This window comes from Streptomyces sp. NPDC104307, assembly GCF_055584045.1.
The window spans coordinates 237,118-261,217 of sequence record NZ_JBVJMU010000009.1 but is presented as its reverse complement, the minus strand read 5'-3'; the positions used below and the strand labels follow the sequence as shown (position 1 = coordinate 261,217).

At 68.9% G+C, this 24,100-nt stretch carries 17 protein-coding genes and 1 pseudogene; 6 read left to right on the top strand and 12 right to left on the bottom strand.

Annotation, left to right across the window (positions count from 1 at the left end; genetic code table 11):
• Window positions 1–208: 208 nt before the first annotated feature.
• The 5 genes and pseudogenes from ACZ601_RS23705 to ACZ601_RS23685 form a co-directional block, all read right to left on the bottom strand.
• Window positions 209–1,552 (bottom strand): hypothetical protein, encoded by a 1,344-nt coding sequence (locus ACZ601_RS23705; RefSeq protein ID WP_469541124.1) that lies wholly within the window; start codon window positions 1,550–1,552, stop codon window positions 209–211.
• A gap of 297 nt (window positions 1,553–1,849) precedes the next feature.
• On the bottom strand, window positions 1,850–2,389 hold the full coding sequence (locus ACZ601_RS23700; RefSeq protein WP_469541122.1) for a hypothetical protein: 540 nt from the start codon (window positions 2,387–2,389) through the stop codon (window positions 1,850–1,852).
• A 20-nt stretch (window positions 2,390–2,409) separates the two neighbouring features.
• The gene (locus ACZ601_RS23695) at window positions 2,410–4,404 is read right to left on the bottom strand and encodes a hypothetical protein (RefSeq protein WP_469541120.1); all 1,995 of its coding nucleotides are present in this window, start codon (window positions 4,402–4,404) and stop codon (window positions 2,410–2,412) included.
• Window positions 4,401–5,563: pseudogene (locus tag ACZ601_RS23690) on the bottom strand (5'-methylthioadenosine/S-adenosylhomocysteine nucleosidase family protein). The gene ACZ601_RS23695 and the pseudogene ACZ601_RS23690 overlap by 4 nt, the downstream one beginning before the upstream one ends.
• Window positions 5,564–6,307: an NUDIX hydrolase gene (locus ACZ601_RS23685; RefSeq protein ID WP_469541117.1), complete on the bottom strand. Its 744-nt coding sequence runs from the start codon at window positions 6,305–6,307 to the stop codon at window positions 5,564–5,566.
• Window positions 6,308–6,588: 281 nt separating this feature from the next.
• Here ACZ601_RS23685 and ACZ601_RS23680 point away from each other — a divergent pair, with 281 nt between their 5' ends.
• Complete coding sequence (locus ACZ601_RS23680; RefSeq protein WP_469541115.1) at window positions 6,589–8,856, top strand: tetratricopeptide repeat protein; 2,268 nt, start codon at window positions 6,589–6,591, stop codon at window positions 8,854–8,856.
• 398 nt (window positions 8,857–9,254) lie between these two features.
• Here the strand turns inward: ACZ601_RS23680 and ACZ601_RS23675 are convergent, their stop codons facing one another.
• On the bottom strand, window positions 9,255–9,821 hold the full coding sequence (locus ACZ601_RS23675) for a Uma2 family endonuclease (RefSeq protein WP_469541112.1): 567 nt from the start codon (window positions 9,819–9,821) through the stop codon (window positions 9,255–9,257).
• 196 nt (window positions 9,822–10,017) lie between these two features.
• Between ACZ601_RS23675 and ACZ601_RS23670 the strand changes: the two genes are divergently transcribed.
• On the top strand, window positions 10,018–12,036 hold the full coding sequence (locus ACZ601_RS23670; protein ID WP_469541109.1) for a thioredoxin domain-containing protein: 2,019 nt from the start codon (window positions 10,018–10,020) through the stop codon (window positions 12,034–12,036).
• A 54-nt stretch (window positions 12,037–12,090) separates the two neighbouring features.
• On the opposite strand, the gene ACZ601_RS23665 is transcribed toward ACZ601_RS23670, so the two are convergent.
• The 3 genes from ACZ601_RS23665 to trhA form a co-directional block, all read right to left on the bottom strand.
• The gene (locus ACZ601_RS23665; protein WP_469541106.1) at window positions 12,091–12,726 is read right to left on the bottom strand and encodes a TetR/AcrR family transcriptional regulator; all 636 of its coding nucleotides are present in this window, start codon (window positions 12,724–12,726) and stop codon (window positions 12,091–12,093) included.
• An 11-nt stretch (window positions 12,727–12,737) separates the two neighbouring features.
• Window positions 12,738–14,258: an MFS transporter gene (locus ACZ601_RS23660; RefSeq protein ID WP_469541104.1), complete on the bottom strand. Its 1,521-nt coding sequence runs from the start codon at window positions 14,256–14,258 to the stop codon at window positions 12,738–12,740.
• Between the two features lie 135 nt (window positions 14,259–14,393).
• Window positions 14,394–15,092, bottom strand: a complete 699-nt coding sequence (trhA, locus tag ACZ601_RS23655; protein WP_469541101.1) for a PAQR family membrane homeostasis protein TrhA — start codon at window positions 15,090–15,092, stop codon at window positions 14,394–14,396.
• 211 nt (window positions 15,093–15,303) lie between these two features.
• Between trhA and ACZ601_RS23650 the strand changes: the two genes are divergently transcribed.
• Both ACZ601_RS23650 and ACZ601_RS23645 read left to right on the top strand, forming a co-directional pair.
• Entirely contained in the window at window positions 15,304–17,130 is a 1,827-nt protein-coding gene (locus ACZ601_RS23650; protein WP_469541099.1) for a phosphoenolpyruvate carboxykinase (GTP), read from the top strand.
• 124 nt (window positions 17,131–17,254) lie between these two features.
• The gene (locus ACZ601_RS23645) at window positions 17,255–19,384 is read left to right on the top strand and encodes a DUF7927 domain-containing protein (RefSeq protein ID WP_469541097.1); all 2,130 of its coding nucleotides are present in this window, start codon (window positions 17,255–17,257) and stop codon (window positions 19,382–19,384) included.
• Between the two features lie 87 nt (window positions 19,385–19,471).
• Here ACZ601_RS23645 and ACZ601_RS23640 read toward each other — a convergent pair whose 3' ends face one another.
• Both ACZ601_RS23640 and ACZ601_RS23635 read right to left on the bottom strand, forming a co-directional pair.
• The gene (locus ACZ601_RS23640; RefSeq protein WP_469541094.1) at window positions 19,472–19,864 is read right to left on the bottom strand and encodes an SCO4983 family protein; all 393 of its coding nucleotides are present in this window, start codon (window positions 19,862–19,864) and stop codon (window positions 19,472–19,474) included.
• A gap of 125 nt (window positions 19,865–19,989) precedes the next feature.
• Window positions 19,990–21,201, bottom strand: coding sequence for a pyridoxal phosphate-dependent aminotransferase (locus ACZ601_RS23635; RefSeq protein ID WP_469541092.1), 1,212 nt, complete (start codon window positions 21,199–21,201; stop codon window positions 19,990–19,992).
• Between the two features lie 748 nt (window positions 21,202–21,949).
• Here ACZ601_RS23635 and ACZ601_RS23630 point away from each other — a divergent pair.
• Window positions 21,950–22,843 (top strand): S1 family peptidase, encoded by an 894-nt coding sequence (locus tag ACZ601_RS23630; protein ID WP_440579490.1) that lies wholly within the window; start codon window positions 21,950–21,952, stop codon window positions 22,841–22,843.
• Window positions 22,844–22,962: 119 nt separating this feature from the next.
• Here ACZ601_RS23630 and ACZ601_RS23625 read toward each other — a convergent pair whose 3' ends face one another.
• A complete protein-coding gene (locus ACZ601_RS23625) occupies window positions 22,963–23,808 on the bottom strand; it encodes a DUF1206 domain-containing protein (RefSeq protein WP_469541088.1) in 846 nt (281 codons plus the stop codon).
• Window positions 23,809–23,928: 120 nt separating this feature from the next.
• Between ACZ601_RS23625 and ACZ601_RS23620 the strand changes: the two genes are divergently transcribed.
• Complete coding sequence (locus tag ACZ601_RS23620) at window positions 23,929–24,096, top strand: DUF5670 family protein (protein WP_440579444.1); 168 nt, start codon at window positions 23,929–23,931, stop codon at window positions 24,094–24,096.
• The last annotated feature ends 4 nt before the right edge of the window (window positions 24,097–24,100 follow it).

Genomic DNA, 24,100 nt, shown 5'->3' with positions numbered 1-24,100 from the left:
CATATGTCCCCCTCGGTTCCTGCCCTCGGCCGGCCCCGAATCCGGCCGGGTGGAGGACCAGTCTCCTGCCTGGGACCGGTGCGCGACAGGGCGTCCGCGAGACTGCGGTGCTGTTTCTGTCTCGCCGGCAGGCGGGCCTTGTGGCCCGAACGAGGTCCGGTTGCGCGAACGGGGCGGGCTCGCGCCCGCCCCGTCGGATCGGACGCCGCTACCGCTGCCGGGCGGCGCGACGGCGTGCCACCAGGACTCCGCCCGCCCCGAGGACCACGGCCCCGGCGGCCGCGGCCGCGAGGGGCAGGGCGGAACCGGAGCCGGTCGCCGCGAGGCCGCCACCCGTGGAGGACGAGCCCGAGTCGCCGCCCGTGGCGGAGGCCCCGGACCCGGACGCCGAACCGGAACCGCCGGACGCGCCCGTCCCGGAACCGCCGGACGTGTTCGTCCCGGAACCACTGGAACCACCCGTGCCGCCCGAATCGCCCGAGCCGGATGTCGAACCGGAACCGCCGGAGGCGGCCGTCCCCGAACCGCCGGAGCCGCCCGTCGAGTTGCCGCCGCCTGTCGCGCCGCCGTCGGCGCCGTCGACATCGAGCAGGATGTCCGCCGTGTCGTTCGACTTGACCGGGTCGAAGGGCCGGGACTTCTTTTCGAGCGCCACAGAGCCCTTGGCCCCGGCCACCGCCTTGTCGATCTTCAGCTTGAACTTGTAGCTGGTCTCGCTGTCCGGGTAGACCCACGAGTTCGGGGTGCCGCAGTCGTACGTCTCCTGCCCCAGGCTCTTGCAGGAGGCCTGGGTGACCGTCGTTCCCGCAGGCATCTTGATGCGGACGTGAGTCACGGAGGAGTACGGCTCCCCTGCCACCCAACCGGGCCCGGCGTTGGTGAACTTCACGGTCAACGGCACCGTGTCGCCGACCTTGCCCTTCAGCCGGGCCCCCGTCACCTGGAAGTCGGCCGTGCTCTTGGCGGTCACGTCCGTCTTGCCCCAGGCGGGCTCCGTGGAGCCCGGGGCGGCCGGGGTCTCGTCGGGTCGTTCCACCAGCTTCACCGCGGGCCCGGTGCCCTGGTCCGGCGGGCCCTCCTCACCCGTACCGGTCTCGATGCGGCTGTCGCTGACCCGCACGGCCAGCTCGTCGTTCAGGGCGCTGTCCTGCACCTTCAGCTTGAGCCCCTCGGGCGCGTAGACGACGCCGGGGCTCACCGGCTGGTCGAACTCGCAGACCATGACGAAGGACTGAGGCGTTTCGTCGGCGCCCCCGAGGTTCTGGGTCGAGCAGTTGGAGGGCGTCTGCGAAAAGCCGAGGCCAAGGGTCACGGACCAGGCCATCCAGACCTTGTCGAGCGCCGCGGTGCCCGTGTTGGTGAAGGAACCCGGCAGGCTGAGCTCGCTGCCAGGCTTCACCCCGTCGATCGGGCCTATCTTGCCCAGCGCGAGACCGGGGCCGTCCGAGTCCGCGGCACCCGCGGGTGCGGCGCCCAGCGCCATCAGGGCTACGACGCCGGCAGCACCGGCGGTCCGGACAAGGGCGCGACGGCGGGGAGAAGCATGGGCCATGGAAACCTCTGAGTGAAGTGACAGATACGGAAACCGCAACAACGCGGGAACGTTTGTTCGCTCAGGAGACCTTCGGCGCGGCCGGGGGGTTGTACGGGAACGAGAACCGCATTCGGATCGCAGCCTCGAAAGCGGACCGGGGCCAGGTCTCCGCCGATCGGACCAGGTGCCCGCAGCACGCGGAGTGTCCCAGCTCATTGGCTCCGCCCGCCCGGACGCTCTGTGGCTGTACTGCGGAGCCCTGCTTGCACCCCGCGGCCGGAGGTGGCCTGCGAGTGTGTGGCGAGGGGGCGGGTGCTACCGCTCCTTACGGCGCAGGAACTGCCAGCCCAGTACGGCCAGGGCGAGCGTCTGCCCGAGAGAAGCGAACACGAGCAGGGGCTGAATGAAGGGAGAGCACCAGAACGCGGTCGTGCAGACCATGGGCAGGACCAGGTACGTGAACAGGTCCACCGCGGTCTGGAACCGCTTGCGCACGGTGCGGCCTGCAACATTGCGGTGGTAGACCTCCCAGCCGAACACTGCGCCGTGGGCAGAGGTGAGTTCCCCCAGGCGCGGCCCCAGCCGGTCGCGTACGTAGCAGCCGATCGCTGAGATCTTCTCGTCATTGACCAGATAGGTCCAGCCCAGGATCAGGCAGATGGCGGGGGCTGAGAGCAACAGCCGGGACTGTCCGCTGTGGACGGTGACCGCCACGACCGCGGTGACCGCGGCGAGCGTGAAGTAGAGCAGGTTGTCGCGGAATCCTATGCGGGTCTTCTGCTCCTCCTTGAGGCGGTCGTACTCGGCCAGCAGGACTTTGCTCTCGGTGACATCGTCCATGGAGGTCACAGCCATCCCTCTGCTCGATTTCAGGATCAGCCGGCGACCTGGAAGGGCGTCAGGTTGTCGGGGTTGTGCCGTTCGATCCAGTTCTTCCCGTCTGCCGCAACTCCCTCCAGGAGGCGAAAGGTATGGGTGAAGCCGGCCGCGCTGAGACTGATTTCGGAAATCTCCCGAGCGCTCTCGTCCGGTGCCAGTTGATGCGCATCGGCGTCTTTCACGCGGATCTTCCGGGCAGGTCCGTTGGTGAGGAAGAGCTCCAGGTCATAGCCGACATCGGCGTTCTCTGTCACCTGCACCGAGGACAGCGCGTCGAATCGGTAATTGCTCCGCTGCTCGTTCTTGCGCGTTGCGTTGGAGAACTTGAACTCGGAGCTGATCTCGCGGATGCCGTCCCGGGTGAAGAGGAACAGGCGGATGACGTAGTGCGAGTACCGCCATGGTCCGCCCCGGACCCGGCCCCGTTTGTAGTGGGGCGCCGGGACCACCAGGATGGTGTGCGTGATCAGATCCCGCCAGGTGAGCCGGTGGTGTCGCAGCGCCTCATCGATGAACGAAGTCTTGTCGCAGGTGAGCCAGGTCTCCATTTCCAGCTCGCTGGGGCGGGTCTCGTCCAGGAGCGCCTTCCAGCGCCGGTGGGCGTTCTGTCGTGCGGTCAGCTCTTCCTGGTACTCGTGAGCCTCCCGGGCCACTCGGTGTCTATCACGCCGAACCTCCAGCCACAGCTGGGCGGCCGCGTGCCCCGACCAAGCCGCACTGAGCAAGGCCAGGAACGCCCACAGCGGCCGCGGCTGGGCGGCGCCCGAGACCGCCGTCCCGAACCCCGACAGAACCGCGGCGCCCAGAACGGCGAGGGCCACCACGGTCAGGGCCATTGTTCTGGCCGGCGTCCGGCCCTGGTGGAGCTGATCGAACAGGGTGCCGTTGTTGTGGCGGTTCCGGGTCTCCTCTGCGAGGTACCGGATCAGCCAGGTGACTTGATTTACAGTGACCCGGCTCTCCCGGTAGAGATCTGAGATCTCGGCGGCGAGGTCGCTGCGGACCTCTGCCGTGTGTGCGAGCCAGGCCTCCGAGGTGAACCCGTAGGGTGTGCGGACGCTGAAGTAGTGTTCGAACTTGCTGTGGACGCCGCTGGTGAACCCGGCCTTGGCGGGTGCGGGACTGTGCGGCTGTGGGTGTGGGTCGCCGGCCCCGGCTGTGTGGTCCGGCCGGGGATCCCGGCCCCACCACCGGACGCCGTATCGGGCTGCGATGCGGCCCGCACCGAGTGCCACCAGTGACTCGGAGATCGCCTGGGCTGGATGCGTGATCCATGCCAGAGCCCCGAGGACCACGCTGCTGATCACGAACAGGGCCACCCGGAGCGGGAGGGCGGCCCGCGCAGAGACGGCAGCAGCGGTACTCGGACGGGGCAGTACGGCTCGCGCCCCGATGGGGGAGGGCTCGAAGTAGGCCCAGACCCGTTGGACCCGGGCGTTACCGAAGCGCTCCGCCCTGGCTCGTTCGAGGGTCTCCGTCCACAGGTCGTCCTTCAATCCTCCGGTGAGCATGAGGTCGAGGTGGCGGAGGATCGCATCATGTTGGCGGGATGGCAGGTCCTGCAGTTGTTTCAGTACAGGTCCGGTGCCTCCGCTCGCGGTGCCGAGCGTCGCCAGCAGGTCGAAAGTGACGCGCAGGGCTTCCTTCCACTTGTCCTCGGCATACGCCCGCACGAGCCCGGAGGCGTAGTGCAGCCGCTGGACATCCTCGGCGCTCAGGTCGTGGTAAGTGCGTGCGCTGAGCATGGCGAGCACCCAGTGGAACCGAACCTCCGCGTTGTGGTAGCCGTGAGCGATCGCGTCAGTGATCATTTCCCGGGCGCGGCTGGGAATTCCGTCCTCCAGGAGCCGCACGCCCACCCTGTACTTCTCCTGCGGCGACGCATCCGGGTGGACGAAGTAGACGTTGGAGTTGTGTACGGTCTCCGCCTGGATCCCGATGGTGGAGTCGTACGCGGCCGAGCTGTACGTGGCTCCCTCGCTTTCGCTCATGCCCGGTCACCGGCCGCGGCAATCAAGGGGACCAGCTCGGCCAGCAGCGCAGGGCATTCCGCGACCAGTCCCCGCAGTCTCCTGAGCGTCATGGTCGCCCGCATCGACGAATCAGGGGTGTTCCCTCGGCGGACTGGAGGGCGGAGTCCAGGTCGGCCAGGGCCTCCCGGTACGTGTCCTTGTCGAGGGCGCCTTCAGCGTGGTGTCGCCCCAAATTCTCACGGAAGCCCTTGAGCGCCGCGTTCAGGTTCATGGGGCCGGACTCCTGTGAAGCCGTTTTCATGTGAACGCTGCTGCCCGTGACCGAACCGGCCATGATGCCGACGGTGCTGTTGTGGGCGGTGTTGCTGATGGATCGGCCGAGCGGGTCGGTCGAACCGAGCCTGTCGTCCCGGGGCGCGGCGGTCTCCTCCTGTTCCGCTGCCAGTTCCACCGCCAGCCGGACGGCGAACGTCGCCGCGTTCGCTGCGGCCTGCGGCTGCCAGCTGCGATCGTCCGTGCTGTTCTTCGTGCCGTCTGCCCGGTCGCTGATTCCGCGGATGATGGCCACGGGCGCCCCGCTGAGATGGCCGGCCTGTGCCACACCGGCCGCCTCCATCTCGATGGCGAGGGCGTCGTTGTAGTGCTGGCGGATCCACTTAGCCTCTGCCGAGATCCTTGAGTTCTGGACGACCTCGCCGGCTGCGATCGCCCCGAAGCGCACCTGTGGCGCGTCCTCGTGACCGGAGGCGGAGTCCGCCCAGTCGTTCAAGCGGGCCAGGTGCGCGGCGAGCTGGCTGATGCCGTGCGGTGCTTCCCACACTCGTGGGCGGGCTTTGAGTCCGTCGTCCTCGCTGGTCCCACCGTGGTAGGCGTATACGTGTGACGCCACTACCACGTCACCCAGTCTGGTTGCGTCCCATAAGGCGCCGGCGACCCCGACGAACAGCACGGCCATCGGCGAGAACTCTTGGATCGCGCGTTCGGCGATCACTGCGGCGGATTGGTTCCCCTTGCTCGTCAGGCCGAGTGCGACACGGTGCGACGTGCCCTGAACAGTTCCCACTTCGAACCGTGTACCGCGCTCATGGCGGTGCATCTGCGGACTCGCCAGCTTCTGGCGCACGGCCTGGTACTCAAGATTGAGGGCGGTGAGAATCACCACTGGGCCTTTCGACATCTATTCCTCTTCCCCTCTCGTGTTCTTTTCCGTAGTGGACGGCACAGGCCGGATCAGCGGTGGGAACAGCACGGTTTTCGGACCGGCCCGGTAGAGCCGCGCGGGTCGTCCGCCCGTGCTCCTGCGGTCTGTGCCGACGGGGATGATGAATCCCTTCGCGGCTTGGACCTTCCGGTAAAAATTGCGAGTGTCGAGTTCGGTGCCCCAGACGGCCTCGTACACCTGTTGTAGCTCTGCGATGGTGAATGCTTCCCCGCAGAACGCCGTGGCCAGCGACGAGAACTCAATCTTGGTACGGGCGTGTTCGATTCCATCCGTTGCGATGCGACGGTGGTCGAAGGCGAGTTCCGTCTCCCCGGACAGCACGGCTTCTGCGGGAACCCATGCGGCATCGGAGGCATCCGTTCCCGCGACCGGGTCGGGCAGCCCTGGCGCGATCGCCAGGTGCGCCACCGAGACGACCCGGCCCCGGGGGTCGCGGCCCGAGTTCCCGTACACGCCCAACTGTTCAAGGTGTACCCAGCTGGATGCCAGTGCCGTTTCCTCGCTCAGCTCGCGGTGAGCGGCATCCAGAATCTCCTCGCCGTCGTGGTTCAGGAATCCTCCAGGCAGGGCGTGCATACCCCGGAAAGGGTCTTCGCCCCGCTCCACCAGGAGGACGTGCAGATGGCTCTCCCGCAGCGTCAGGATCACGAGATCGACCGTCAGCAGGACAGAAGGCGGTGACCACACATCACGGCGCATGCGGGACAAGGTACTTGAGTTATTGTCACTTGCACAAGAAGGGACTCAAGGGCTTGTTGTCGCTCTCGATTCGGCAGCCTCGGCGCGGGTGGTGGGCCCGCGGCATCGAAGGCGTCGAGGCTCACGGCTCGACGATGTCGTCGGTGTGCGGCCACGGGGCGGGCTTGGGCCCGGCTATGGCCGTTTCCTCGGCGAGAGTGCGTGGGGCATGGAAAGCTGATCGGTGCCGGGCGCAGGAGTGGTCGGATCAGGAGATGCATTGTCGACAAAGGTGGAAGGCCTTGCTTGATTTAACGTCACCAGAAGCCATTAACGCGGCACTTGACGCGTCGACAGCGGCGCTTGCGGCCGAGGTCGGCCGGCGGGCCCTCGACGAGGCCATCGTGCTGGCGCGTACCGTACGAGAGGGGTATGCGCCAGCACTTACAGGCCCTGCCGAGCGTCTCCGGCTGAGCGATGAGCTCAGTGAGGAAGCGCGTCGGGACCGGATTGCGCGTGCGCGTGCCGCTGCCTTCGCTCGCCGCTACAGTCCTGCTGAGTTCAACATCAAGCTGCCGGACATGCTTCCGTCGCGCACCGAGCCCTGGATCGACCGGGCCGACGTGTTCGACTGCCTCTTGAAGGCACGCGTGCGCCCCGGGCACGGGTGCCGTGGCGCAGTCCTGCACGGAACCCGGGGTGTCGGGGCGAGCTCCTGTGCTATCGCGTTCGGCAAGGAGAACGCACAGCTCTTCGATGATGGTCAGTTGTACGCTGACCTGCGAGGTTCGGCGCACACGACGATCTCGGTAGGTGAGGTGCTGAGGGTATTTCTTGAGAAGCTCGGCATGCCCCGGGACGCCGTCCCGCCCACCCCCGACCAGCGCGCGGAACGATTCCGGGAACTCATATCTGGAAGGCGTCTGCTAGTGGTTCTGGACCACATCAGCGATGCCGATCAGGTCACTCCGCTGCTGACCGATGACGAGAACGTCTTCACCGTGGTGGTCTCCGCCAACGGTCCGATGCCCGAACTGCCGCTCATGGAGTTGGAGATCGGCCCGCTGCGCGACCGCTATCCGCAGGAAATGGTCGCCTCGATCACCAGCGAGAAGCGCGTCAAGGCCAGCCGTCGTAAGGCCCGTAGTGTGATTCAAATGTGCGACGGCTCCCCGTTCGCCCTGCATGCTCTTGGCGAACACATGCGCCTTCGCTCCCAACGCAGTTGGGCGGAGGTCGAAGGCGAGTTCCGTGCCCTCGCCGACGGTGTACCCGACAGGGATCCCGTTGCGCTGATTGTGCGATGGCTCACGCAGCAACTCGAAGTAGAAGAACGACAGCTCCTCACGCCACTCGTCATGCGTCCCTGGCCGTCGTTCACCAGCGCGCTCGCGGCCGAGATCGCGGGAATCGGTGAGATCGAGGCCGAGCGCATGCTGCGCCGCATGGTGAAGTACGGACTCGTGAGGTCCTGCGGAACGGCCCGGTACACCATCCCCGTCCGACACCACCTGTCCGGCGTCATGGACGATGACGCGTCCAGGCGGGACAGCGTCGTACGTGCGATGCTGGACGCCTACCTGCGCCTGGCCGTCCACCTCGACTACATCGCGCTCCCGGAGCGGTGGCACCTGAACCCGATGTACGACGAGGTCAAGCTGCGGACGCGCATCGATCACGGTCGGCTCAGTGTCCAGCAGGCCCTTGCGAGGCTGCGCGACGAGTTGCCCAACATCTTGGAAGCCGTCCGTACCGCGCACGCGATGGGCGAGTGGGTCAAGACCTGGCAGCTGGTCGATGCCCAATGGGCGCTGCAGCTCAAAGTCGGCTTCGCCGAGGCACTGCTGCCGGTCATAGGCCTGGCCATCGAAGCAGCCCAACGCTGCGGTAATGAGCGCGCGGAGTCGCGGATGCGCTTCCAGGCCGCCTTCGCGCACATGGCTCTCCACCAGATGCGTCAGGCCCAGGGGCAGCTGGAGGCCGCGCTCGCCGTGGCTGAACGCGACGGCAACCTCCTCAGCAGGGCAAGTGTCCTGGAGGGCATGGCCCAGCTGAATCTGAACCGCTGCACCACCAGTCCGGTCCAGGGCCTGATCGACGCGGCGACGTTCCTGTTGGAAGGCATTCCCGCAGACGACCCGGATGCTACTCACACCCTCCGGGCCCGCGCGCTCCTCATCCAGTTCACCGGTCTCAGGCACTTCATCGACGGTGAGGAGGACGAGGCCCTCGACACCTACCGTCGCGCGTTCGACGCGTTCGGCGACGCGAAGGACTCCTACAACCAGGCGCGGGTACGGATGCGCATGGCGCTGGTCCACCGTGTGCTCAAGCAGCCTGCCGTTGCGGCCGAAGCGCTCGACTGGGCGCTTGTCGTGCTGAATACCGAGGCACCCGGCAAGATCCGTTCGGATGCCGCCGAGCAACGTGCCGCCTGCGCACGAGAGCTCGGTCGGCCGGACGAGGAGATCCATTTCCTTGAGAGGGCGTTGCGGGACCACGAGGCGGATGGACGCCCCGCAGCCGCCACCAAAGTCCGGCAACTGATTGAGGATCGCTCCCGCGGTTAGGTCGCGCGGTCGGCGTCTTCGGCGGGGAGCCCGGACTTCCGCCCGCTCACACCGGAGTCGAGGGGGCACCGCGGATGGTCGTCGACATTCGCAAGGCCATGGCCGGGGTTCGCGGGTGGAAGTGGTCTGTCATGGCTCGTCGCAAGTAGTTCCCGATCCACCCCCGCACCGCATGGACGGTCGGCTGGTCGCCGAACACGTCAGCTCGTACCTGGCCGCAGTGCCGTGGTTCCAGTCGCAGCCGGCGCGGTAGGTGGCCTCGATGACAGAGCGGGACAGCCGTGGTCCGTTGGTGTCGGTGAACTGCAACTGGATGCCGAGGGCCCGGGTCGTCGTGTAGGCGGTCGCCCTGATCGGTCCGCGAAGAATCACGATGCGGACCCTGACGGTCAAGTTACTTACAGGACCCCAAGAACGACCGTGATGGGAAAAGGTGCAGTGGCCTTGATCGTGCCGGTGAACATTTCGCCGTCTCGGTAAGCCTTGGTGGCGGGGTCAAGGACGTACGTGTAGATGATCGGGACCCCGGTGGCGGCTTGCTCGATCCGCCAGTAGAAGGGGATGCCGGCCTTGGCGTACTGGTCCACCTTCACGATCCGGTCGGTGGTCTCCGAGCCCGGCGACACGACCTCGACGACCAGGAGCACGTGCTCTGGACGAGTGGGCGTGAGGTCGATGGTCTCCGCACGGTAGACGGTGACATCCGGACGGCGATTGGTGAGGGGAACGTCCTGCAGGCGTACGTCGAAGTCCGTGTCGGCGTTCCAGTCCGGGCCCGCGGCGGCGTCCAGGGCATTGGCCAGGACCCGGGCCAGCCGGTTGTGCCGCTTGGAGGCGCTCGGGCTCACGACGACCATCCCGTCCACGATCTCGATGCCGGCGCACTGCTCCTCGGACCAGGAGTCGTACTGCTCCGCGCTGATCTGCGTATGCATCCACGCGGGCGCCACCATCTCGGCGGTCATGGTGTACCTCCTTCGAGAGGCCTCGGCAGGTCCGGCGCTGCTGCGCTCAGCCTACTGTTCCGAGGTGCCGGGCTGCCCGGTTCGGAAGGGGAGGACCCGCCCACCACGTCATGGCGCCCAAGTGCGGTTCGGCCGAGCGAGGCAGGCTCGTCAGTGTTTCACCGGTCGCGGCAGACGCTGTGAGAGGGTGAATCGCATGAACCGCCTGGCCGATGCCACCTCCCCGTACCTCCTCCAGCACGCCGACAACCCGGTCGACTGGTGGCCCTGGTCGCCCGAGGCGTTCGAAGAGGCCCGGCGGCGAGATCTGCCCGTCCTGCTGTCGGTCGGGTACTCGGCGTGCCACTGGTGCCATGTGATGGCTCATGAGTCGTTCGAGGACGAAGAGGTCGCGGCGTACCTGAACGAGCATTTCGTGCCGGTCAAGGTCGACCGAGAGGAGCGTCCGGATGTGGACGCCGTCTATATGGAGGCCGTGCAGGCGGCGACCGGGCAGGGCGGCTGGCCGATGACCGTGTTTCTCACGGCCGACGCGGAGCCCTTCTACTTCGGGACGTACTTCCCGCCCGAGTCCCGCCACGGACTGCCCTCCTTCCGGCAGGTGCTCGAAGGTGTCGTCGCGGCCTGGACGGACCGGCGTGACGAGGTCGGTGAGGTGGCCGGGCGCATCGTCCGCGATCTGTCGCAGCGCACGCTCGCGCACGGCGGGGAGGGCCTTCCGGCCGAGGCGGAGCTGGCGCAGGCGCTGCTCGGGCTGACCCGGGAGTACGACGAGAAGAACCGCGGCTTCGGCGGAGCGCCCAAGTTCCCGCCGTCGATGGTGATCGAGTTCCTGCTGCGCCACCACGCCCGTACCGGTGCGGACGGTGCGCTCCAGATGGCGGCCGACACCTGCGAGGCGATGGCCAGGGGCGGGATGTACGACCAGCTCGGCGGCGGCTTCGCCCGGTACTCGGTGGACCGGGAGTGGGTCGTCCCGCACTTCGAGAAGATGCTCTATGACAACGCGCTGCTCTGCCGGGTGTACGCCCATCTGTGGCGCTCGACCGGCTCCGAGTCGGCCCGCCGGGTGGCGCTGGAGACCGCCGACTTCATGGTGCGCGAGCTGCGTACCGCCGAGGGGGGCTTCGCCTCCGCGCTCGACGCCGACAGTGAGGACGCGGACGGGAAGCACGTCGAGGGCGCGTACTACGTCTGGACGCCGGTGCAGTTGAGGGAGGTGCTCGGGCAGGACGATGCCGTCTTCGCCGCGGAGTACTTCGGGGTGAGTGAGGAGGGCACCTTCGAGGAGGGGGCCTCCGTGCTCCAGCTGCCGCTCAACGGCCCGGTCGACGAGGCGCGGGCCGCCGGCGTACGGGCCAGGCTGCTCGCCGCACGTGAGCTGCGCGCTCGGCCGGGGCGGGACGACAAGGTGGTCGCCGCGTGGAACGGGCTGGCCGTCGCGGCGCTCGCGGAGGCGGGCGCGTACTTCGACCGCCCCGATCTCGTCGAGCGCGCCACCGAGGCGGCGGACCTGCTGGTGCGGCTGCACATGGGGCCGGTCGCTCGGCTGGTCCGGACGTCCAAGGACGGGCGTGCCGGGGAGCACGCGGGCGTGCTGGAGGACTACGGCGATGTCGCGGAGGGCTTCCTCGCGCTGGCGGCGGTCACCGGTGAGGGCGTCTGGCTGGAGTTCGCGGGCTTCCTGCTGGACATCGTGCTGGAGCACTTCACCGGCGAGGGCGGTCAGTTCTACGACACCGCGGACGACGCCGAGCAGCTGATCCGCCGCCCGCAGGACCCCACCGACAGTGCCACCCCGGCCGGCTGGACGGCGGCGGCCGGCGCGCTGCTCTCGTACGCCGCGTACACCGGCTCCGAACCCCACCGCACCGCCGCGGAGGAGGCGTTGGGCGTGGTGAAGGCGCTGGGGCCGAAGGCGCCGAGGTTCATCGGCTGGGGGCTCGCGGTGGCGGAGGCGCTGCTCGACGGCCCGCGTGAGGTGGCCGTCGCCGGGCCGGTCGGCGGTGAGCTGCACCGTACGGCGTTGCTGGGACGGGCGCCCGGCGCGGTGGTCGCGGCGGGGGAGACGTCCGGCTCCGAGTTCCCGCTGCTGGCGGACCGGCCGATGGTGGACGGCGCGCCGACCGCGTACGTGTGCAGGCACTTCGTGTGCGAGGCGCCGACCACGGACCCGGAGGCGCTGGCCCGCGCCCTCGGCGGTGCCGCGTCCTGACCGGCGGTCACAGCACGGCCCGCGCCCTCGGCGGTGCCGCGTCCTGACCGGCGGTCACAGCAGCAGGCCGCCCTCCAGGGTGTCCATGGCCTCGTTGATCATGGCCACCAGGTCGCCGGTCTGGCCCTGCTCGCCCCAGTACAGCGTCACCTCACGCAGTGCGCCCAGCACCGCCGCGACGAAGATCCGGATCTTCAGGTCGTCCGCTCTCCGGCCGGTGCGGTCGGCGAACACCTGAGCCAGAACCTTCGCCGTGTCCGACATGGTCTCCGTCATCCGCGCCCGGATGGCGGGGACCTCCACCATCAGCCGGGTGCGCTGGTGCAGCTCCTCGTTCTCCGTGGCGATGAGAGACGCCAGCGACTCGATCATCATCAACCGCACCGATACCAGGGGCGGTTCATCGGCCGGACGGCTCCGCAGCGAGGCCTCCATGACCGGGTCGTACTCGTCGGTGAGGACGATGTCCTCCTTGGTCGCGAAGTACCGGAAGACCGTGCTCGGCGACACCTCCGCCGCCTCCGCGATCTGCTCGATGGTCGTCGCGTCGTAGCCCTGCTCGGCGATCAGCCGGTAGGTCGCCTTCCGGATGGCGACCCGGGTCCTGAGCTTCTTGCGCTCGCGCAGCCCCAGCGGGGGCTGCGGCTGCGCGCCGGGTGCGGTGGCAGGGGTGTGAGAGGTGGCGGCCATGCTCGCCATTGTCAGGCATCGACGGGGGTGGCGGCCACGTCGGCCGGCTCCTCGCGCCCCGGCTTCATCGGGGCGGTCAGGAAGGCTCCGACCAGCAGGGCGCTGACCAGTGCGGTGGCGCCGATGACGAGCATGACCAGGCTCATGCCGTGCAGATAGGCGGCGTCGGCGGAGTCCGCGAGCCGCTGTACCCCGAGCTTCGCCGCGACGGCGTGGGCGGCGACGACCGAGTCCCCGGCCGAGTCCGCCGCGGCGGCCGGCAGCCCCGCGGTGTCGAGCCGGCCGCTGTAGGCGCCGGCGAGCAGGCTGCCCAGCAGGGCGATCCCGAGCGCGCTGCCCGTCTGGCGCACGGTCATCAGCAGTCCGGAGCCGCTGCCCGCCCGGTCCGGGGGCAGGGCGCCCAGTGCGGCGTCCATGGCGGGCACGACGGCGAAGCCGAAGCCGATGCCCGCGATGGAGAGCCAGAGCGCGGTGAAGCCGTAGCCGCTGTCCACCGTCGTACGGCTGCCGAGGAGCGCGGCGAAGGCGAGCACGACGAGTCCGGCCGACATCGTGGCGCGGGCCCCGAAGCGTGCGCTGAGCGGGCCGCCCGCCCGCGTCGCGACGATCAGCCCGCCCATCATCGGCAGCATCCGTACGCCCGTGCCGAAGGCGTCGTTGCCCAGTACGGCCTGGAGGTAGCCGGGCAGGATGAACATCAGCCCGGCCAGTACGAACATGACGAGTGTCGCGGCGAGTGTGCTGAGCAGGAACGTCCGCTGCCGCAGCAGGGCCATGTCGAGCATCGGGCGGGTGGCCTTGCGCTCACGCAGGACGAGTGCGGCGATCAGGAGCACGGAGGCGGCCAGCATCGCCAGGACCAGCGGGTCGCCCCAGCCTCGGCCCGGCGCCTCGATGACCGCGTAGATCAGGGTGCCGAGGCCGGTGGCGGTCAGCACGGTGGAGACGAGGTCGACCCTGGGGGCCGCGGGGTCGCGCGTCTCGGGGAGCAGGAACACGCAGGCGGCGACGCCGATGCCCACCATCGGGACGTTGACCACGAATACCGAGCCCCACCAGAAGTGGTCGAGCAGCCAGCCGCCCAGGATCGGGCCGAGCGGCATGCCGAGCGCGGAGGCGGCCGAGACGATACCGATGGCCTTCATCCGGTCCTTCGGCTCCCCGAACAACGAGGGCAGTACGGCCATGGCGAGCGGCATCACGAGGGCGCCTCCGACCCCCATCACGCAGCGGGCCGCGATCACGGTGGGCACATCGGTGGCGAGCGTGCCGATGACCGAGCCGGCGAGGAAGACGCCGAGACCGGTGATGAGCATCCGGCGTCGGCCGAAGCGGTCCCCGAGCAGACCCGCCGGAAGCATCAGCGCGGCGAACACCACGACGTACGCGTCGGCCATCCACTGCTGCTGGCCGGTGGTGGCCCCGAGATCACCGGCCATGGTCGGCAGCGCCACATTGAGGATGGTCATGTCGAAGCCCAGGACGAGCATGCTCGCCACCAGCGCGCCCAGGGCCCACCAGCGTCGGTTCATGGCGTACTCCTTTGAGAGTTACAGTCAAGTGACAGTAACTTTCAAAAGGTGGTTGGTGTCAACATGGGTCCCGGGCTCCCGGTGTCCGGGCATGCGAAAGGGCCGCGGCTCGAACGCCGCGGCCCTTTCCGGGATTCAGCTCTGGCTGTACGCCACCAAGGAGATGCCGACGTAGTGCACGACGAACGCCGCCAGGGTCAGTGAGTGGAAGACCTCGTGGAAGCCGAACCAGCGCGGTGACGGGTTCGGCCGCTTGATGCCGTAGATGACACCGCCGGCGCTGTACAGCACTCCGCCGACGACCACCAGTACGAGCACCGCGATCCCGCCGGTCCGCATGAAGTCGGGCAGGAAGAAGACCGCGGCCCAGCCCATCGCGATGTAGCACGGCGTGTAGAGCCAGCGCGGGGCGCCGACCCAGAACACCCGGAAGGCGATGCCCGCGACCGCCGCGCCCCAGACCGCCCACAGCAGCGGGGTTCCGGTCGAGCGGGGGAGGAGCAGCAGGGTCAGCGGGGTGTAGGTGCCCGCGATGATCAGGAAGATGTTGGCGTGGTCCAGCCTGCGCAGCACCGCCTCGCCGCGCGGCCCCCAGGTGCCGCGGTGGTAGACGGCGCTGACGCCGAACAGCAGGCACGCGGTCAGTATGTAGATCCCGCAGGCGATCCGGCCGCGGGTGGTGTCCGTGAGCGCGATGAGCACGATGCCCGCGATCAGGACCGCGGGGAACATGCCGGCGTGCAGCCAGCCGCGCATCAGTGGCTTCAGCTCGGCATGGTCGGTTCCGGCTGGTTCCAGCCCGGTGGGCTCGGGTGCGGCGGCGGCAGCAGTCATCCCCGCATCGTACCTACGCCACCGTAGGTTGCGGATATGAGTGGTGATGCTCACGTGGGCGGCCCCCTGGACATATGGGCGGAACGGTCGGATGATCAAATGAGTGCGGTCGGCACCGGATGAGCGCCAGGGGTAATTCGAAGGGGTAGAAGCATCCGGGTCGCAGCCCCCACGGGGCCTAACAGACAGACACCCTCATCAAGGAGCGATCGTGGCGCGCGACATCGCGGCTCCCCTCACTGTCCCCACCAACCACCAGGAGCTCGTCTCCTGGGTCGACGAGATCGCAGCCCTCACCGAGCCGGACCGGGTGGTCTGGTGCGACGGCTCCGAGGCCGAGTACGAGCGCCTGTGCGGGGAGCTCGTGGCCAAGGGCACGTTCACCGAACTCGACCCGGTCAAGCGCCCGAACTCCTACTACGCTGCCTCCGACCCGAGCGACGTCGCACGGGTGGAGACCCGTACGTTCATCTGCTCCGAGAAGGAGGAGGACGCCGGTCCGACGAACCACTGGAAGGACCCCGCCGAGATGCGGGAGATCTTCGTGGGCGGTGAGGGCGTCTTCCGAGGCTCCATGCGCGGCCGGACCATGTACGTCGTGCCGTTCTGCATGGGCCCCGTCGGCTCGCCGCTCTCCGCGATCGGTGTCGAGATCACCGACTCCGCCTACGTCGCCGTCTCCATGCGCACCATGACCCGCATGGGACAGCCGGTCCTCGACGAGCTCGGCACCGACGGCTTCTTCGTCAAGGCCGTCCACACCCTGGGCGCTCCCCTGGCCGAGGGCCAGGAGGACGTCCCGTGGCCGTGCAACTCCACCAAGTACATCTCGCACTTCCCCGAGGACCGCGAGATCTGGTCCTACGGCTCCGGCTACGGCGGCAACGCCCTGCTCGGCAAGAAGTGCTACGCGCTGCGCATCGCCTCCGTCATGGCGCGCGACGAGGGCTGGCTCGCGGAGCACATGCTGATCCTCAAGCTCACGCCGCCGCGCGGGGAGTCGAAGTACGTCGCGGCGGCGTTCCCGAGCGCCTGCGGCAAGACGAACCTCGCCATGCTGGAGCCCACCATCTCCGGCTGGACCGTCGAGACCATCGGTGACGACATCGCCTGGATGCGGTTCGGTGAGGACGGCCGGCTCTACGCGATCAACCCCGAGGCCGGCTTCTTCGGCGTCGCGCCCGGCACCGGCGAGCACACCAACGCCAACGCCATGAAGACCATGTGGGGCAACTCCGTCTTCACCAACGTCGCGCTCACCGACGACGGCGACGTCTGGTGGGAGGGCATGACGGAGGAGCCGCCCGCGCACCTCACGGACTGGAAGGGCAACGACTGGACCCCCGAGTCCGGTACGCCCGCAGCCCACCCCAACGCCCGCTTCACCGTCCCGGCCGGCCAGTGCCCGATCATCGCGCCCGAGTGGGAGGACCCCAAGGGCGTGCCGATCTCGGCCATCCTCTTCGGCGGCCGCCGCGCCTCGGCCGTTCCGCTGGTCACCGAGTCCTTCGACTGGCAGCACGGGGTCTTCCTCGGTGCCAACGTCGCCTCGGAGAAGACCGCCGCCGCCGAGGGCAAGGTCGGTGAGCTGCGCCGCGACCCGTTCGCCATGCTGCCGTTCTGCGGCTACAACATGGGCGACTACATGAAGCACTGGATCAAGGTCGGCGCGGACAAGCCGGACCAGTCCAAGCTGCCGAAGATCTACTACGTGAACTGGTTCCGCAAGAACGAGGCCGGCAAGTTCGTCTGGCCCGGCTTCGGCGAGAACAGCCGCGTCCTGAAGTGGATCGTCGAGCGCCTGGAGGGCAAGGCCGAGGGCGTCGAGTCCCCGATCGGCATCCTGCCGGCCAAGGGCTCCATCGACACCGAGGGCCTGGACCTCTCAGAGTCCGACCTGGACTTCCTGCTCAAGGTCGACAAGGAGGTCTGGCGCGAGGAGGCGGCGCTGATCCCCGAGCACCTCAACACCTTCGGGGACCACGCGCCGAAGGAGCTGTGGGACGAGTACCGCGCCCTGGTGCGGCGCCTGGGCTGAGGCCCTGGTCCGCCCCGTCCCGCACGCTGCGGGACGGGGCGGACCGCCGCCGTTCGGCCCCAGGTGCGGCGTGTCGGCCTGCAGGGGCCCGGGGTATTTATGTGGTCTTCATATGGTTCCTGCCATGCGTAGACACACACGGTTGCTCCATGTTCCGGCCGTGGCGGTGACGGCGTGCGCGGGAACCGCGCTGGGGCTGCTGCTGACCGCCACTCCGGGGCTCGCCGACCCCGCACCCGGTCCCTCGACGCGGGCGGGTGCATCGGTCCTGCTCGACGAGACCTTCACCGGTACCTCGGTACCCGACCCCGGGTTCGTCCCCCTGGACAACGCCTGTCTGACCGGAGCCTCGGCGGAACCGCCCGCCGACCAGTCCCAGGTCGGCCCGTGCGACGACCCCGCCACCCAGACCACTCCGCCCGTGCCGACCCCGGGGGAGACCCCGGGCTGGCTCCAGCTCACCGACCACGCCAATTACCGGGTCGGCGGGATGCTCTACAACCGTCCGCTCCCGGGCAACGGCGGGCTCGACGTCACGTTCGAGCAGTACCAGTACGGCACCAACGACTCCGGTGCCGACGGCATCGGCTTCTTCCTGGTGGACGGCTCCGTGGACCTCACGGAGGCGGGTGCGGACGGCGGCTCGCTCGGATACGCCCAGCGCAACCTGGATCCGGGTGTCAACGGCGGCTATCTCGGCGTCGGCCTCGACGCCTACGGCAACTTCGCCAACGACGCGGAGCTGCGCGGCAACGGCTGCCCCGACTCCCAGAAGTCCCCGGTCACCAGCGGGCTCCCGGTGACGGACACCGTCACACTGCGCGGTCCGGGACAGGGCGACGACGGTTACTGCTATCTCGACTCCACCATCGAGCCGGACGACACCCAGGCCTCGGGCTTCCGCTCCACGCTCCCGGGCAGCCTCCGCCAGCAGGGCACCGACCCGCTGCCCGCCAAGCGCACCGTGCACATCACGGTGAGCCCGGAGACCCGGCCGACCGTGAACGTCGAGATCGACTTCAACGACGGCGCGGGCTTCCAGCCCGTGCTGTCGACGCAGATGACGGCCGACGCGCCGCCCACGTACAAGTTCGGCTTCTCCGGATCCACCGGCGGCAGCATCGACACCCACCTGATCCGCGGGCTCCAGGCGAGCTCCGTCACCACCCTTGACCAGTTGAACCTGGTCAAGACGGTCGCGCCCCCGGACAACGCCGCGACCGAGCCGTTCGAGGTCGGTGACACGGTGCATTACCAGTTCCTGGTCACCAACACCGGCACCTCGGAGCTCACCGACGTCCAGGTCGCCGATCCGTCCGTGACCGACGTGACCTGCCCGCGCGACACTCTCGGGCCGATGGGCTCCAGCACCTCGTCCATGGTCTGCGAGGGAACCCATGTCCTCACCGAGGAGGACGTCGTCGACCACGACACCTTCACCAACACCGCGACGGCTCAGGGCGACCACGACGGTGACGACGTGACCTCCAACGAGTCCTCCGCCTCCGTGCCCGTCAAGGAGAAGGACCAGGCGCTGGAGATCTCCAAGAGCGCCGATCCGCAGACCGCCGAACAGGGCGACACCGTCACCTACACCATTCAGGCCGCCAACACGGGCGAGACCACCCTGAGCCCCGCCCACCTCACCGACGACCTGTCCGGGGTGCTCGACGACGCGGCGGTCACAGCGGGTCCGACCGCGACCACCGGCACCGCGACCGTCACCGGGAACACCCTCGACTGGTCCGGCGAACTGGCCCCCGGTGCCACCGCGACGATCACCTACACGGTCACCGTCAACGATCCGGACACCGGTGACGCGGTCCTGGACAACGCGGTCACCTCCGACACGCCCGGCGCGCGGTGCGCGACGGAAGGGGCGACCGAGCTCCCGTGCACGACGGAGGTCCCGGTGACGATCCCGAGCCCGAGTCCCAGCCCGACCGACTCCCCGAGCCCCACGCCGACTCCCACCTGGACGCACTCACCCCGTCCGACCCCCACCCCGTCGCACACCTGGCACCCGAGCCCGAAGCCCACGGATTCGCACGGTCCGAGCTGGAGTCCGGGCCCGCACCCCACGCACGACCGTCCCTCGGGACATCACCCGCCTCACACAAACCCCGGCGGACCCGGTGACCACGGCGGTCTCGCCAACACCGGAAGCACCACGGTGGGCATCGGCATCGCTGCCGTCCTGCTGCTGCTGGCCGGTCTCGCCACGGTCCGGTTCCGGACCCGGGGCAAGCACTGACCCGCTGAACCGAGAGTGACCGCGGCGAGGGCCGCGGTCAGGTGGCACCCGGTCCACGCGCCTCTACGGCACGTGGACCGGGGCCGTTCAGAGGGCGCCGACCAAGCGCGACGGGTCGGCGGAGAGCGCCGCGGTGTGGGCGTCCATGCGCTCGGCCGAGAGGATCGCGACGGCTGTGTCGGCGCGCGACGCCGCCACCACCAGGGTGCGGCCCGCGAGGGCGTGGGCGCGGCGGTGCAGGGCGGGGGCGGGCGCTGCGCTCAGACCGGCGTGCCGGGCGGGCGGTGTGCCGCGCAACCGGGCGACCTGTTCGGCGATGCGGTCGCCCGCCTCGCCGAGCCCCAGCTCGTCGGTGACCGCGAGGAGCGCGGCCAGATGTCCGGCGAGCTGGATGTCCAGCTCCTCCTCGCGGGTGCGGTGCGGGAAGTCGGCGTGGTCGGCCGGTGTGTGGACCGATTTGGTGCGGATCGGTTCGTACATGGATGGCCTCCTGGTGTTGCTGTGGATCCATCCTAGCTTAGATTCAGTCTAAAGTTATCCAGCTTCACGATTGATTGGTACGCACCATCGCCCGGACCGCGTCCACACCTCGCCGCACCCGTCGCCTACACCTGGCAGTAGCCGTCCAGGAAGCGGGCGATCCGGCCGATCGCGTCTGTCAGGTCCTCGGTCGAGGGCAGGGTCACGACCCGGAAGTGGTCGGTCTCCGGCCAGTTGAACCCCGTCCCCTGCACCACCATGATCTTCTCGGCCCGCAGCAGGTCGAGGACCATCTGCCGGTCGTCCTTGATCTTGTAGACCTTGGGATCGAGCCTCGGGAAGAGGTACAGCGCACCCTTCGGCTTCACGCACGTCACGCCCGGGATCTGCGTCAGCAGGTCGTACGCCACGTCCCGCTGCTCCAGGATGCGGCCGCCCGGCAGCACCAGGTCGTTGATCGACTGCCGCCCGCCGAGCGCGGTGGCCACCGCGTGCTGCGAGGGCATGTTGGCGCAGAGCCGCATGTTCGCCAGGATCGTCAGCCCCTCGATGTACGAGGAGGCGTGCGCCTTCGGGCCGCAGACCGCCATCCAGCCGGAGCGGTAGCCGGCCACCCGGTAGTTCTTCGACAGCCCGTTGAAGGTGAGGACCATCAGGTCGGGCGCGATGGTCGCGGTCGGGGTGTGGGTCGCTCCGTCGTACAGGATCCGGTCGTAGATCTCGTCGGAGCAGACGACCAGGTTGTGGCGGCGGGCGATCTCCGTCAGCCCGCGCAGCATCTCGTCGTCGTACACCGCACCCGTCGGGTTGTTCGGGTTGATGATCACCATGGCCTTGGTGCGGTCGGTGATCTTCCGCTCGATGTCGGCCAGGTCCGGCATCCAGTCGGACTGCTCGTCGCACCGGTAGTGCACGGCCGTGCCGCCGGCCAGCGAGACCGACGCCGTCCACAGCGGGTAGTCCGGAGCCGGGACCAGCACTTCATCGCCGTCGTCGAGCAGCGCCTGCATCGACATCTGGATCAGCTCGGACACGCCGTTGCCCAGGTAGACGTCCTCGACGTCGAGGTCGATCCCCTTGGTCTGGTAGTGCTGCATCACCGCCCGCCGCGCGGACAGCAGCCCCTTCGCGTCGCCGTAGCCGTGCGCCCCGGAGAGGTTGCGCAGGATGTCCTCAAGGATCTCCGGCGGGCACTCGAAGCCGAACGCGGCGGGGTTGCCGGTGTTCAGCTTGAGGATGCGATGGCCTGCCGCTTCCAGCCGCATCGCCTCCTCCAGCACGGGGCCCCGGATTTCGTAACAGACGTTGGCGAGCTTCGTGGACTGGATGACCTGCATGTCTGCGAGCTTACGACTGTGTTTCGCGGGGTGCCCGGCCTTTCCCCGCAGGTTGACCCAGCCGGGTCGCCCGGTCCACCAGGCCCGGCTTCCATCCCATGCGCCGACCGCCCGCGAACCGTGGGAACGCGGGGCGCGGACGGGGGCCGGGCTTGGAAAGGCGTGGGGCAGGGGCGTGACGGAGCAGGCCGGGTGAGATGCGCCACGGAGGCCTCGGCCGGGGGGCGCGCGGGGCCTTGGGGTCTTGGGGCGCGGGGCGCTTGTGGGGTGCGGGGTGCTCCGGCGGGCCGGTTCCGTCCTCAATCGCCGGACGGGCTTGAGTGGTGCGGGTGCTCCCCTGCACGCCCCCGAATCCGCCCGTCGCGCGTCTGCGACAGCAGTCCGGCCGGTGTGCAGACGCGCACGATGCCGGGGTGGGGACGTGCAGGGGAGTCCCCGCAGAAAATGGCGTACGACCCGGGTCCCTCACGTACCCGGGTGAACACGCCATTTTTGAGGAGACGCCCCGGAGGGGCACCACCCCCCACCCACCGGGCAGGCGCACCCCACGAACAAGCCGCACCCGCACACCAAGCCCGTCCGGCGTTTGAGGACGGAACCGGTCAGCGCGGGGCCCCGCGCCACGATCTCGCCGATCCACCCCTTGTGCGGCTCCTCTCCATGCGCCAACATGCGCATGTCAAACCGGAAGAACTTCGGTCGCAGAGGCCCCACACGCTCTGCGCAGGTCACTTGAGGGGACCCCCACATGAAAAAGCCTCTCGTCGGTGCGCTCTTCGCCGTGCTGCTCCTCGGAGCCGGTACGGCGCCCGCGACCGCGGCCACAAGCCACGACGCGACAGCACCCAGCACGGTCAAGGCGGCAGCGTCGTCGAGCCACACGGCGGTCCGGGCGAAGGCCAGGACCAAGGCGGTCGGCTTCGCCGGAACCGTGGCGCTCAGCAACTGTTCGGGATCGGTCGTCCGTACGCCCGGCTCACAGTCGGACGACCCCGCGCTCGTGCTCTCCAACGGGCACTGCATGGAGTCCGGATTCCCCGGGCCCGGTGAGGTCGTGAAGGACCAGCCGTCCACCCGCAGCTTCACCCTGCTGAACGCCTCCGGCGGCGACCTCGGCACGGTGCGGGCGAGCAAGATCGCGTACGGCACGATGACGGACACCGACATATCGGTGTACCAACTCACCTCCACGTACGCCCAGATCGAGAGCAAGTACGGCATCAAGGCGCTGGAGCTCGACACCGCGCACCCGGTGCAGGGCAAGGCGATCACCGTGGCGTCCGGCTACTGGAAGCGCACGTACAGCTGCAACGTCGACGGGTTCGTCTACCGCCTCAAGGAGGGCGAGTGGACCTGGAAGGACTCGGTCCGCTACACCTCCGCCTGCCAGACCATCGGCGGCACCTCCGGCTCCCCGGTGATCGACGACGCGACCGGCAAGGTCGTCGCCGTCAACAACACCGGTAACGAGGACGGGCAGGAGTGCACGGACAACAATCCGTGCGAGGTCGACGAGAACGGCCAGGTGACGGTCCGCGAGGGCATCAACTACGCCCAGGAGACGTACGGCATCGTGCCGTGCATCGGGGCGGGCAACAAGTTCGACCTGGACGCAGCGGGTTGTGAGCTGCCCAAGCCGTAACGGCCCCGGACACGGCGGACCGCCCGGCCTACGGCGGCCGGGCGGTCAGGTAGTCAGGCAGTGAGGTGGACCGGGTGGGGTGGGGCGGCAGCTTCCGCCCCACCCGGCCCACCCGTGCCTCAGATCTTGCGCCAGCGGGCGTTCGCGAAGGAGAAGAGGCCGAAGGCCGCCAGGCCGACGGCGATCAGGGCCAGCAGCCACGGCCCCGCCGGAGTCGAGGCGAAGGAGCGCAGGGTGTCGTCCATGCCCTTGGCCTCGCTGGAACGGGCCTTCAGCGCGGCGGACACGGCGAATCCGCCGGCGACCGCGAAGACGATCCCTCGCGAGAGGCCACCGAAGACTCCGACCACGTCGACCCCGCGCCGCTGCACCCGCGACATGGCTTCCATCCGCAGGTGCTTGTGGAACTTGCGCATCACGGCCCGGCCCGCGATCCACAGACCCGCGCCGAGCACGACGACACCGGCCACGCCCACGATCCAGCGGCCGCCCGGCAGGTCCAGCACCTTCGCCGTCACGTCCTGGGACTTCGAGTCGCTGGAGCCGCTGCCACTGCTCTTGCTGCCCGCGGCGAAGGACAGGACCGAGTAGGCGACGAAGCCGTAGAACACGGCCCGGCCCGCCGATGTGAGCCGCTTGGTGGCCTTGTCCCCGTCCTCCCCAGGGGCCCCGAAGAGCGCCTCTGACAGCCGCCACAGGGCCATGCCCACCACGGCTATCCCGAGAACCCACAGCAGCACCGAGCCGAAGGGCTTCTGGGCTATCTCCGAGAGGGCGCCGCCCCGGTCGGCCTGCTTCTTGCTGTCCCCGCCGTTGAAGGCGATCCGCAGCGCGAGGAAACCGACCAGGAAATAGATCACACCGCGAGCGATGAAGCCCGCGCGTCCGCCCATCTCGACCGCTTTGCTGTCGCCGGCCCGGCGAGCCTTCCCTTTGCCTCTTTGCGCTGCCGCAGATGTATTCATGTCCCCCGGTTGCCCGGGAGAGCGATCGGGAAACGATTCCGCCGCGGCCGGGAGAGAGTTCAGGTGCCGGGGTGTGGACCGCCGGGCCCTGGGCACCTGGCTTTCCGGAGGTTGATAAAGATGGTTCCCCTGCTTGTCGTTCTTCTGATCGTTCTGTTGCTGTTCGGTGCCGGGTTCGCGCTCAATCTGCTCTGGTGGATCGCGGGCATCCTGCTGGTGCTGTGGCTGCTGGGATTTCTCCTGCGGTCGGGTTCCGGCACCGCTCGCGGCCGTTGGTACCGATGGTGAGTCG